The following is a 12,245-nucleotide window of genomic DNA, read 5'->3' on the forward strand; positions in this document are numbered from 1 at the left end:
CTCTCTCCGAGTTAACACTTAAACTTACAATTGTGGATAGATCAGATTGAGCCAACGCTCAACACGGTCTTTTGTTTCAAAGGACTGTGTATCCTCATCCAAGGCCAAACCCACGAAGGCAGTCTCACAAGGAGTTAGCGCTTTTGAGGACTCAAAATCATAACCTTCAACAGGCCATTCACCAATCAGCTTAGCACCCTTTTGTGAAACCTGTGTGGCAACAGTACCCATCGCATCAAGAAACCAATCGCCATATCCCAATTGATCACCCAATCCAAACAGTGCTACGCGTTTGCCACTGAAGTCGATTTCACAAAAACTCGACCAGACTTCTTCGAAATCTTCTTGTAACTCACCAAAGTTCCAGGTGGGTACACCAATAATCAGTGACGAAGCCTGTTCAACATCGGCATTAATCATGGTATCGATTGAGATTAGCTTTAGAGGCACCTCCCCTGGCCAGCGCTCAACCATGAGTTGCGCTACGCGTTCAGTATTGCCTGTAGTACTTCCGTAAATGAGAGGGATCAAAAACTATTTGCCACCCATCGATTGAGAGGCAATTTTTTGAATCTCCTCTTGGGCGTTTTGAACCGTTTTCATATTCTGCTCAGCAGCCGCTTTAAGTGCAGCCTCTAAGCGCTGTGTATACTCTTTTTGCGCTTCGATGAACTCTTCTGGTGATTTTAGACCCTGAAGTGAATTAGCCTGATTCATCGTCGCTTGGATACACTGCTGGGTGTACTCAATCTGCTGATTGGTAATGCGCTGTAGCATCTCTTGCTGAACCTTCGCCAACTCTTGAAATGATTCAACACTCTGTTCGAACAGCTTTGTCATATCTTGAAACATTTGATAATCCTCAATGTCCATTTAAATTGACAGGTTTAACCTGCGCTACATCAAACATTACGTTACTCATAATAGAAATTCAGAGCAAGCGCTGTGGATTATGCAGTGAAAAGGTTATGATAGCGCCACTTTGATAACACTAACGGTTATTGACCATTAATTTGTTGGAATAGAATAGGAGGTCAGGTTTGACCAAAGCTCGTCTATTATCACTAGCCTTTGCATTGGCTCTTCCAGTCATGTCTGTTGAAGCCGCATCCATCATCGCAGCTGAGCGCGCCATTCAGTCAGCCGATTACACCAAAGCCCTTGAAGAGCTTAAGCCTCTAGCCAAAGAGGGTGATTTAGATGCTCTCTATCTAATGGGTACGCTGTACCGTGATGGCCAAGGTGTTGAAAAGAGCAAAGAGGATGCCAAGCAGTACTTCAGCAGTGCCGCTCGCCAGGGCCACCTAAAGAGTATCAACGCCCTTCGCGTCATGCGAAATGAGGTATACCTTGCCGAGTTCACACAACTTCTTCCTAAAGCGGAAGCGGGTGATGCCGATGCACAAAACCGAATTGGTGAAATGTACGAATTTGGCCAAGGCGTAGAACGCGACCTAAATCTTGCCCTGCAATGGTTTGATAAAGCCTCTCACAATGGCTCACTGATCGGGCTTCACAACTTGGCTAGAAGCTACAACTTCGGAAGCGGGACCGAGCAAAACTTTGCACAGGCTGAGAAGCTGTACCTGCAAGCTGCGGAATCGGGATACACTGAATCGATGTTCTTCTTAGGCACGCTGTACGCTACGGGTAATGGTAATGACCTTTCAGTAAATCCAGACATTACTGCTTACGCATGGATGAAAGCGGCAGCCAATGCTGGCTCAACGACGGCTCAAACCATTGAGGCACGCCTGCTGATGAAACTGTCTGATACCGAACAGAGCGAAGCCAAAGCACTTGCTGACAAGCTCTCACAGCAGTACATAAAATAACCAATATCAGATGGGCCATGAAGAGCGCTACGGCGCTCTTTTTTATAAGTGGAATATTTTTGATAACTTATTTGTATATAAAATCACCAAACATTCTTGGAAGAGTTATTAAAAGATCATTAGTATTGCCACTCCTAAAAGGAGTCGAGCATGAATACTTTAAACACGACATCTACAGACTTTAAAACCCAGCTTCTTGAGCCAAACAAGCTATTCTGGCTTATGCTCTCTTCTGCTTTGTTGATTGCTTCCGCTGTTTATGTGTTTAATGAGCACGACACATTTGAACTACTTGCTCTCATTTTAGGTGCAGCCCTAGGTGTCTGTTTGCTTCAAGCTTCATTTGGTTTCACGACCGCATGGAGAGAGCTTATCTCTAAACGTCGTGGTGCGGGCATCCGCGCTCAGATGATCATGCTCTCCCTGAGTGTACTGCTATTTTTCCCGACCCTGGCCTCAGGCGAGCTGTTTGGTCAATCGGTCACAGGATTTGTTAGACCTCTCGGCCTCTCCGTTGTTGCCGGCGCGTTCATGTTCGGTGTAGGTATGCAGATCGCAAGTGGCTGTGCTTCGGGTAATCTTTACCATCTTGGCGGTGGACAACTGAGAGCCATTCCCGTCATGGCAGGCTTTAGTGCCGGTGCGCTATGGGCAACAGCTGACTATGAGTGGTGGACAACCTTGCCACAACTAGCGCCCATTGGATTGATCGAACTGCTGGGTCCAATCACCGCCATCGGTCTAAACCTGCTGTTATTCACTGCTATCTATCAGTTCACTAAACGTCTTGAAATTAAAGCTCACGGCTCGCTTGAAGAGTGTCAAAGTACTGGCACGACCAGCTTTGCAAGCAAACTGATTGCTGGACCCTGGCCACTGATTTGGGGAGCGGTTGGACTCACCATTCTAAACTTCGCAACACTCGCATTAATGGGCCGTCCATGGGCTGTCGCCCTTGCCTACCCTGTATGGGGTGCGAAAGTTGCTCAATGGTTAGAGCTCGATCTAGAGATCGACTTCTGGACCTACTGGATGTCACCTGGCCGTGAAGAGGCGCTCTACAACAGTCTCAGCCAGGACCCCGCATCATTGATGAATGGTGGTGTCATCCTAGGCGCTTTCTTAGCGGCGGCGATCGCCGGCAAATTCACACTCAAGATGAAAATGCCGATTCAAAATTTCTTAGCCTCCCTGCTAGGTGGTGTGTTATTGGGCTACGGTGCAACCATCGCTTATGGCTGTAACATTGGCGCATTTGTAGGCGGAGTGGTCTCTGGCAGTTTACACGGCTGGCTGTGGATCTTGTTTGCGTTTGCCGGTTCAGTGATCGGACTTAAGCTTCGTCCACTGCTTCGTTTAAAGTAAACTTTTCAGTACACTACGGCTCCGACAAAGGAGTTCAGTATGCCCAGACCGTTTCACGATGATGCTAACCAACATCAACTACCCTCTCTAATCATTAGAGTGATGGCAATGGTCTATGACACGCTGATCATTCTTGCCATTTGGTTCCTAATTGGTGCTGTTGGAGTCATCCTAAATCAAGGTGAAGCGGTCGACAGTTTTCTCGGCCAAGCGGCCTTAAAGTCGGCACTGCTCTGCTCAACATTCCTATTCTTTGGATACTCTTGGACCCGTTCCGGTCAGACGATCGGCATGATGGCATGGCGACTGCGAGCGCAGAGTGAAAAGGGGTTTTCGTTAACCTGGACTCAGGCACTGATTCGCTTTTTTGGTGCCGCTATCTCTATTGTCACTCTAGGAGCCGGTTACTGGGCGACACTGTTAAGTGATGAGCGCCTAACCTGGCATGAGCGCTGGTCAAACAGTGTAACCGTTCGACTACCAAAACCTGCCAAAAAGAGTTAGCGAACTCTAGAGAGTAACCATAAAGCGATGGCAAAGCTGATCGCAATGGGTAACAGCGCGGCCAGTAACGGAGAAAATCCTAGCACCTGACTGGCCGGCGCCAAAAGATCCTGACTGAATTTAAATACCAGTCCAATCACGACACCGGTGATAATTCTTTGGCCTACCGTAACACCGCGCAGCGGTCCAAAAATAAACGCAACGCCAATCATCACCAAAGCGATAATTGACAAGGGTTGTAGCAATTTATTCCAAAGGGCTAACTCATAAGAGGTTGAATCCACCCCTTGATCATTCAGATAGCTAGAGTAAGAAGATAGACCTGAGATAGGGAGTTCAACAGGGGGCACCAAAATGACTCGCAGCATCTCTTCCGTCAATTCGGTTGACCAAAAAGTCTCATCTAAATGACCTTTTTCAATACGCTGATCATTGATCAGTGCCGTCAATTCAACGTCAGTTAGCAACCAACCTTGACGCTCTTCAGAGTAATACCCCGACTTGGCAAAACTGGTTTGTTTGAGCCTAAGCTCTGAATCAAATTGGTGACGAGTGACACCTAAAATTTGCCCGTCAGGAGTGATTGCAGAGACATGAATGTATTCACCCGGTTGACGATACCAGCCGCCATCACCGTTATTTATTCGTCCAGACTCAGATTGAGCGGAAGCTTTAATGGCCCTAGCCGACTGCTGAGACTCAGGAACGCCCAACTGACTTGCTATTAGAGCAATGAATGCGATCAAACTAATCGGCTTTGCTACCGATAGAATCAAACGCATCATTGAAACGCCTGCAGCTCGCATCACCGTTAACTCGGAGTTAGAGGCCAACACCCCCATACCGATCAACGTCCCTACAAGAGCACTCAGGGGTAATAGCTGATAGGCCAATCCCGGTAAGCTTAATAAGGTGTAGCTGAACGCCGCACCGGATGTGTAGTGTTTATCAACCTCTCCCAGCTCATCCAAATAGAGCGAAATTCCCATCAAACCGACGATAATTAACAGAACAACGGCGATAGCAGAGAGAATATGAACGGCAATGTATCGATCGATTCGACTGATCACGATGCCTCCTTATTTCGAAACGGGAGAGCTGGAATCTTAGGTAGCTTATTCATGACTCGCTCCCAAGCCCCCTCATACAACACCATGTTGACGCCCACACCTAGAGCAATCAGATGCACAAACCAAATCATCCAACTACCTGCATCGCCCTGCTCTACTGCTGATCGAGCAGCCGTCAAACTTCCGATGTATATTTGATACATCAATATTGCAGGAATTAATTTGGCGTACCGCCCTTGGCGCGGACTGGTTTTAGCCAATTGAACGGCCAACAACACCACAATGATCGGGATAAAAGGCAGAGAGAGGCGCCAGTGCAGTCGGCTCACATACGCCGGTCGATCACTGCCTATCAAATCGAGCGTAGGGATAGCATCTAGATGATCAACCCTGACCGACAGTTCTGGATCATCAATCTTCAGCCCGTACTGCTCAAAGCCTATCTCTTCTAAAGCGAAATTTTCAGGGAAGTTGTAACGGTATCCTTCGTTAAATACCAAAAAGCGGCCCTGATCCTCAATGAACTGCTGCTGACCTTCACCGGCAACCAGAAGGTAGGATCGGCCCTGTTGATCACGACCAGAGACAAACAGATCAACCAGGTTACCAGCCTCATCAATTTTGCGAGCATAAGAGACCTGAGTGTTAGAGTTCGACACTTGGAATACGCCGGGTACCAACATATCGAGTTCGCTTCTCGAGCGCTGTTCGGCAACGATACGCTTCGCCTCATGCATGCCTGTAGGGGTCAGGTAGAGACTGATTGAAGCAACGATTGCAGCGACCAATAGAGCCGGCCCCATCGCATACCCGATCAGTTTCCAGGGCCCAGCGCCACAGGCCTTAAGAACCACCATTTCACTTTCAAGATAGAGACGACCATAGGCCAGCAAAATGCCCAAAAAGAAGCCAAGCGGAAGCAGAAGTTCTAGGATGAGCGGGATTCGGTTAACAACCAAATCCAGAATAACAGCAGTATCCAACTCCCCCGTAGCGGCGTCGGTTAAGTAGCCAATTAAACGGGTGCTGACAATGATAAGAAGCAAAATCGCCGTTACTGCAAAGGTTGTCGTCAACACTTCACGGGAAAGATAACGAAAAACAATCAAACGGCCGTTCCTACTAGGTGCATGGATTTCAAACTGATGCGATACTGTAGGGCACATTATCACCTAAACCTAAGTGCTTGTCTTGTTAGAGGAAACAGAAATGGATTTTGAGATCGTTAACGGATCGATTGAGAGTGTAGAAGCAGATTGTATCGTTATTGCGATTGCGGCAGACGGTGAACTTTCGGACTCGGCTAAAGCGATTGATAAAGCCAGTTCAGGGGCCATAAGCGATGTTGTTGCATCGGGTGATTTTTCCGGCAAACAGGGCTCTCTGCTTCTACTGCGCAGCCTTCCTGGTATCAACACTAAGCGCATCCTGTTAGCTGGTGTAGGGGCACAGAGTGAACGAACCATCATCAAACAGCAGCAACTGATTAAAAGCGCGGTGGATACCATCAAAACTCTGGGTGTTAAAACACTCTGCTTTGCCCTGGATCGGATCAGCGGCAATAGCGACGACATCTACCGTGACACACGAACTCTAGTAGAAGCTTCGTCGGCCGCGCTCTACCAATACGACACCACCAAATCCAAGTCTGCACCTGCATTAACACTTGAGCACATTCATATCCACCTACCTGAGGAAGATACTGAATTTGGAGAGGGTGCCCTTCTGGATGGCGTTGCTATCGCCAATGGGGTATCAACTGCTCGTGAGCTGGGTAATTTGCCAGGCAATATCTGTACACCTCTCTACTTGGCAGAGCATGCTCAAAATCTTGCGGAAGAGTTCGACAGTGTCAGCTGTGACATTCTAGATGAGAAACAGATAGAAGAGCTGGGTATGGGTGCGCTTCTAAGCGTCGGCAAAGGCAGTGTCATTCCGCCTCGCCTCATTGTATTGAAATACCAAGGTGCAGAGGATGCTAATGAGGCTCCGTATGCTCTGGTTGGTAAAGGCATCACCTTCGATACCGGCGGCATCTCATTGAAACCAGGCCCTGAGATGGACGAGATGAAATTCGACATGTGTGGTGCAGCCAGCGTGTTAGGTGCCTTCGAATCAGTGGCAGAGATGAACTTGCCATTGAACCTTATTACGATCGTTGCTGCGGCTGAGAACATGCCTTCAGGTGAAGCCTCTAAACCAGGTGACGTGGTAACGACCATGTCAGGTCAAACAGTAGAGATCCTTAACACCGACGCTGAAGGCCGACTGGTACTTTGTGATGCTTTGACCTATGTGCAACAGTTCAATCCTCAAGCCGTCATCGATGTCGCGACCCTGACAGGCGCCTGTATTATTGCACTTGGACATCAAGCAACGGGAGTTCTTGCGAACGATAATGAGCTTGCAGCTAAGTTGCTTGATGCAGGTGAATTTGCTGGCGATCGTGGCTGGCAGCTACCTTTATGGGACGAGTACCAATCACAACTGGATAGCAATTTTGCCGATATGGCTAACATCGGAGGTCGACCTGCAGGGACCATTACCGCGGCCTGCTTCCTATCACGCTTTACCAAAGAGGTTAGCTGGGCTCACCTAGATATAGCCGGTGTTGCTTGGAATAGCGGCAAAGCCAAAGGGGCAACGGGACGTTGTGTTCCTATGCTGACGCAATATCTTCTCGATATTGCTGAGCAGATTGAGGCCTAAACGTGCCTCGCGCAGACTACTACATACTCCCCAGCAGTGATCACGACAGTCGTGAACTGCTGGCGTGTAAACTCTGTGAAAAAGCCTTATCCCTTGGCCAACGCATCCATATACACACTGAAAATGAAGCTGATCTACATCAGCTAGATCAGACTTTGTGGAATTTTCGATCGGACAGCTTTGTACCGCATGCCATACTGGGTACTGAACTTAAATCGCCTGTCTCTATAGCCTGTGGTGAATTGCCCTCAGAACCTATTGATCTGTTTATCAATCTAGGTTTAACCGCACCAGAGGGTTGTCAATCAGCTTCTCGCTGCATCGAGATTGTCACTCAATCCGAAACGGTACTAGCGGCCACACGACACTCATGGGCCATGCGAAAAGCAGCCGGCTGGGAGTTACAGAGGCAAGATCTTAGAGATCGATCTTAAATTTGTCCTTTGGAGGATATTCAATGAAAAAACTGCTTATTCTCCTCATTCTTGCTGCTGCGGTGATCAACTACTCGCTCTTTTGGCCAGAGCCTCCAATCAGCGTTGAGTTAGTCCAAGTTGAACAGGGCGCAGTCGAGCAGATCGCCGCTAACAGTCGTTCGGGATCCATCACCCCCTGCCGTCAGTCGAGCTTATCCCTAACCATTGGGGGCATCATAGAGTCAATCAATGTTGCTGAGGGCGAGGTGGTCGAAAAAGATCAGACCCTACTCACATTAAACAGTGATGTTCAAAGGGCTCAAATAAAACTATCCAAAGGGGAGTATCAAGCCGCTAAGATCGAAGAGGAACGAGCCTGCGAACTGGCGGATCTTGCAAAACGCGAGCTCGTCCGAGGTCAGTCCCTTAAAGAGAAAGGGCTCATTTCAAACGAACGATTTGATCAACTAAATAGCGAATCAGCCAGCAGTGCTCATATCTGCGAGTATCAAAGTTCACTATCAAAACTCGCGGCAGACAAAATTAATCTTCTTAGCATTGATCAGAACCAGCGTACTCTAAAATCTCCGTTTGCCGGTACCGTTAGCAAGATCAACGGTGAAGTCGGTGAATACCTGACCCCCTCACCTCCAGGCATCATGACGCCAGCGGCTGTTGAGTTGCTTGATACCAGCTGCCTCTATGTGACCGCCCCAATTGATGAGGTCGAGGCCTCCCGACTTAAGATAGGTCAATACGCCCGTATAACCCTAGATGCTTTTAGAGGTGAAATCTTTGATGGTGTCATCAGCAAATTAGGCTCTCGAATTTCTGACAATGAGAAGCAGGCAAGAACGCTTGAAGTCGAGGCTGCCTTTATCAATCCTGATGAAGATATGACGCTTTTAGTGGGATACAGTGCTGATATCGAAGTGGTGACCTCATCAACAGGCAGTGTGTTAAGGGTCCCTACCGAATCTGTCATTGGCGGATCTGAAATCGTGATATTCAACGAAAAAACCAATGAGCTTGAAATTCGACCTATTAAAGTCGGCGCCTATAACTGGACGTGGAGCGAGGTGACGGAAGGACTCGATTTAAATGACCGTTTCCTGAAGAACACCAATGATGTTGAAAACCTTCTAAATCGACGAGTTATTCCACAATGATCGAGCTTAAGCATCTCTGTAGAAGCTATCCAATGGGCAGTGAAACGGTGAATGCGCTTCAGGATTTCACACTCGATATCGAGGCAGGTGACTACCTCAGTATCATTGGCCCTTCTGGATCAGGTAAATCCACACTACTCAATCAATTAGGACTGCTCGATTCACCAAACTCCGGTGAATACTGTCTGGATGGCACTGCAACGACTGAATTAAACGAAGCAGAAAAGGCTCGATTTCGAAACGACAATATCGGCTTCGTTTTCCAAGCCTATCATCTCATCAATCGACTAACGGCGTTGGAAAACGTTGAGTTGCCGTTAATTCTTAAAGGGATTCCTGCCAGCCAACGCCGAGAAAAAGCCTCCGAGTTACTGAAAACCCTGGGATTAAAAGATTTTCTTAACCGCAAGCCACAGCAACTCTCTGGTGGCCAGAGGCAGCGTGTTGCCATAGCGCGCGCTGTGGTCACTCAACCTAAAATACTTCTCGCCGATGAGCCGACCGGTAATCTTGATCGCGCATCAGGTCAGGAGGTCATTAACCTGCTTGAAACGCTAAACAGCCAAGGAATTACTCTAGTAGTGGTGACTCATGACAGTGATCTTGGCGCCCGAGCAAAACGCCAGATAACTATGGTTGATGGTCAACTCCTAGAGATCAAAAAGAGGGGATAGCCGTGCTCTTGATTGATCATCTTCGGTACAGCCTAGCGACCTACTCTCGGCAGGCATTTAAAGCGTTGATGATACTTCTATCGGTAAGCATCGGAGTCATGTCCGTTGTTCTATTAACCGGTCTTTCGGAGGGAGCAAGACAGTTTGTCTATCAGGAGTTCTCTCTGCTAGGGAAAGAGGTATTAATCGTTCTTCCAGGGCGCAAAGAGACGGAAGGCGGCATCCCTCCAGTGACTGGGGAGGGAACTCGCGACTTAACCCTTGATGATGCAAAGGCTATCCATAAACTGCCACAAGTGAATGAAATCGTTCCGATTATTGCAGGTATTACCGAGGCTCATAGCAACGGTTTAAATCGGGAGATCATCGTACTTGGGACCAACCAAAGCCTACTTACTATCTTTGGAATACCCGTAAAAACCGGAACCAATTTGACGCAAAGGGATGTTGATACGGCAGCGTCAGTCACCCTACTGGGTAGCACGCTTGCTCAGGAGATTTTCCCTAATGGAAACGCTTTAGGTGGGTGGGTCAAATTTTCTGATCGACGCTACCGGGTCATTGGTATTATCGAGCCCAGCGGCATCAACTTTGGTACCAACATGAATGAGACTGCCCTCATTCCTGTCACCTCTTCTCAAACCCTTTTTAACGCTCCCGGACTCTTCAGGATGCTAATCAAACTACAATCAGATCAACAGATTGAAGAGAGTCAGCAGCTTATAGAGCAGCTGATAATGGAGCGACATCAAGGTGAAAGAGACATCACTATCGTGACTCAAAACTCTCTACTTAACACCTTCAGTGACCTATTGAACAAGCTCACCCTGGTCGTCATCGCGATTGCTAGCATCAGTTTATTAGTGGCTGGCATATTGATCATGAACATCACTCTGATCAGTGTCTCACAACGGGTTCCAGAAATTGGGTTACTCAAAGCACTTGGCGCCTCACATAACACCGTCACTTCCATTTTCCTCTTGGACTCCATTTTAGTAGCCACAACCGGAGCCATAATCGGTGTTAGTCTAGGCATAGCTTCGCTGTATGCCATTCATCTGACTTGGCCAAGCTTTCCTTTTGCTATCCCTTATATGGCAACACTGGCCGCTCTTTTAGTATCACTCACGGTCTCTCTGATTTTTACCTGGCTACCCGCCAAAAAGGCTGCAACGGTCGATCCCGTTGCCGCATTGCGAGGTGAGATGAATGCCTATCGCTGATCTCATCAAACTGGCAGCGGGGACACTGACCGTCGATATTAGAAAGAGCTTTTTGACCGCCTTAGGCATTACAGTCGGTATCTTTATGGTGACATTGATCACCAGCTTAGGCAGTGGCCTGCAAAACTATATGCTCAATAGCTTCTCTCAATTTGGCACCCGAATCATCGCTATTACACCGGGACGTACACAGACGGGGGGCGTCGGTGGCCTCATCGCCAATACTCGCCCGCTCACGCTAGACGACGCCCAATCACTTAAAACCTTATCGGGTATCCGACAGGTAGTGCCCGTTATTCAGGGTAGCGGAGCGATTGAGTATCAATATCGCGTCCGTCATGTGGATATTCTTGGCGTCAGTTACAGCATGCCTGACGCCTGGAATTTCACCATTCAGAAGGGGCATTTCTTACCTGACAGCCGGGGGCGAACCCCTCTACCCTACGCAGTTCTTGGTGCAAAAGTAGCCAGTGAACTGTTCGGTAACCAGCCAATACTTGGGCGATTTATCAGGGTTGGTGGCGAGCGCTACCGGGTGTTAGGTGTACTCGAATCTAAGGGACAAATGTTGGGTTTTGACCTCGATGATATTGTCTATATCGACACCCAGAGAGCACTCACCCTATTCAACAGAGATGGGGTTATGGAGATTGACGTCACGTTTTCAACCAACAGCAAAACGGATCAACTGATGCAATCAATTAAGGAACACCTGAGCCTGCGCCACAACGCAGAGGATTTCACACTGACCTCCCAAGATCAGATGCTCTCTACGCTCGATAAAATTTTAGGTGTATTAAAAATTGCACTGATAGGGTTAGCGGCCATCTCCCTACTGGTCGGGTCAATCGGCATTCTAACCATTATGTCGACACTGGTTGATGAGAGACGCAGCGAGATCGGCCTGCTACGTGCTTTAGGCGCCAGTAAAAAAACGGTTGCTTCGCTCTTCCTGACCGAAGCGATTATGTTCTCAATCATTGGCGGAATCGGAGGCATTTTGACGGCTTATGCTGCCATTTACGGCTTTAGGCAGCTTCTCCCAGGCTTACCTCTTGAACCGAATATTCTATTCTTAGTTATTTCAGTACTGATTGCTGCAGTAACAGGACTACTCAGTGGGTTAATCCCCGCTCTGAAAGCCGCCAAAATCGAACCTATAGAAGCGTTGCAGAGCGAATAAAGAACCGCTCAACCACTGTCTATGAGGGCTCTCAAAGGGTATACTCCCTCCCTTTAAATTTTTTCCAAAAGTAGAGAGGAGCTATCCTCTGCTACCG

Annotated in this window: 13 protein-coding genes; 9 read left to right on the forward strand and 4 right to left on the reverse strand. The window is 48.0% G+C overall.

Features of this window, described 5'->3' with window-relative positions:
- Positions 1–24 precede the first annotated feature (24 nt).
- Positions 25–531, reverse strand: a complete 507-nt coding sequence (locus XMG59_RS08290) for a flavodoxin (protein ID WP_173498535.1) — start codon at positions 529–531, stop codon at positions 25–27.
- A 3-nt stretch (positions 532–534) separates the two neighbouring features.
- Positions 535–852, reverse strand: a complete 318-nt coding sequence (locus XMG59_RS08295) for a phasin family protein (protein ID WP_173480682.1) — start codon at positions 850–852, stop codon at positions 535–537.
- 188 nt (positions 853–1,040) lie between these two features.
- Between XMG59_RS08295 and XMG59_RS08300 the strand changes: the two genes are divergently transcribed.
- The 3 genes from XMG59_RS08300 (at position 1,041) to XMG59_RS08310 (ending at position 3,704) form a co-directional block, all read left to right on the forward strand.
- On the forward strand, positions 1,041–1,835 hold the full coding sequence (locus XMG59_RS08300; RefSeq protein ID WP_173495254.1) for a tetratricopeptide repeat protein: 795 nt from the start codon (positions 1,041–1,043) through the stop codon (positions 1,833–1,835).
- Positions 1,836–1,985: 150 nt separating this feature from the next.
- Positions 1,986–3,200 carry a YeeE/YedE family protein gene (locus XMG59_RS08305; RefSeq protein WP_173498536.1) on the forward strand — a complete coding sequence of 405 codons (1,215 nt, stop codon included), beginning with the start codon at positions 1,986–1,988 and terminating at the stop codon, positions 3,198–3,200.
- Between the two features lie 39 nt (positions 3,201–3,239).
- A complete protein-coding gene (locus XMG59_RS08310) occupies positions 3,240–3,704 on the forward strand; it encodes an RDD family protein (RefSeq protein WP_173480679.1) in 465 nt (154 codons plus the stop codon).
- Here the strand turns inward: XMG59_RS08310 and lptG are convergent.
- Both lptG and lptF read right to left on the reverse strand, forming a co-directional pair.
- Complete coding sequence (lptG, locus tag XMG59_RS08315; protein WP_173498537.1) at positions 3,701–4,774, reverse strand: LPS export ABC transporter permease LptG; 1,074 nt, start codon at positions 4,772–4,774, stop codon at positions 3,701–3,703. The genes XMG59_RS08310 and lptG overlap by 4 nt on opposite strands.
- Entirely contained in the window at positions 4,771–5,883 is a 1,113-nt protein-coding gene (gene lptF / locus XMG59_RS08320; RefSeq protein ID WP_173495062.1) for an LPS export ABC transporter permease LptF, read from the reverse strand. The genes lptG and lptF overlap by 4 nt, the downstream gene beginning before the upstream one ends.
- 100 nt (positions 5,884–5,983) lie before the next feature.
- Here lptF and XMG59_RS08325 point away from each other — a divergent pair, with 100 nt between their 5' ends.
- The 6 genes from XMG59_RS08325 to XMG59_RS08350 are packed head-to-tail and all read left to right on the forward strand — an operon-like array spanning position 5,984 to position 12,148.
- A complete protein-coding gene (locus tag XMG59_RS08325; protein WP_173480676.1) occupies positions 5,984–7,483 on the forward strand; it encodes a leucyl aminopeptidase in 1,500 nt (499 codons plus the stop codon).
- Positions 7,484–7,485: 2 nt separating this feature from the next.
- Positions 7,486–7,917, forward strand: a complete 432-nt coding sequence (locus XMG59_RS08330; protein WP_173483558.1) for a DNA polymerase III subunit chi — start codon at positions 7,486–7,488, stop codon at positions 7,915–7,917.
- A 23-nt stretch (positions 7,918–7,940) separates the two neighbouring features.
- Positions 7,941–9,068 (forward strand): efflux RND transporter periplasmic adaptor subunit, encoded by a 1,128-nt coding sequence (locus tag XMG59_RS08335; RefSeq protein ID WP_173498538.1) that lies wholly within the window; start codon positions 7,941–7,943, stop codon positions 9,066–9,068.
- The gene (locus XMG59_RS08340; protein WP_173498539.1) at positions 9,065–9,742 is read left to right on the forward strand and encodes an ABC transporter ATP-binding protein; all 678 of its coding nucleotides are present in this window, start codon (positions 9,065–9,067) and stop codon (positions 9,740–9,742) included. Before XMG59_RS08335 ends, XMG59_RS08340 begins: the two co-directional genes overlap by 4 nt.
- Positions 9,743–9,744: 2 nt before the next feature.
- Positions 9,745–10,965: an ABC transporter permease gene (locus XMG59_RS08345; protein ID WP_371731409.1), complete on the forward strand. Its 1,221-nt coding sequence runs from the start codon at positions 9,745–9,747 to the stop codon at positions 10,963–10,965.
- Positions 10,952–12,148 carry an ABC transporter permease gene (locus XMG59_RS08350; RefSeq protein WP_173498540.1) on the forward strand — a complete coding sequence of 399 codons (1,197 nt, stop codon included), beginning with the start codon at positions 10,952–10,954 and terminating at the stop codon, positions 12,146–12,148. Before XMG59_RS08345 ends, XMG59_RS08350 begins: the two co-directional genes overlap by 14 nt.
- The last annotated feature ends 97 nt before the right edge of the window (positions 12,149–12,245 follow it).

It is taken from the genome of Marinobacterium sp. xm-g-59 (genome assembly GCF_013283315.1).
Taxonomy (GTDB): Bacteria; Pseudomonadota; Gammaproteobacteria; order Pseudomonadales; family Balneatricaceae; genus Marinobacterium_E.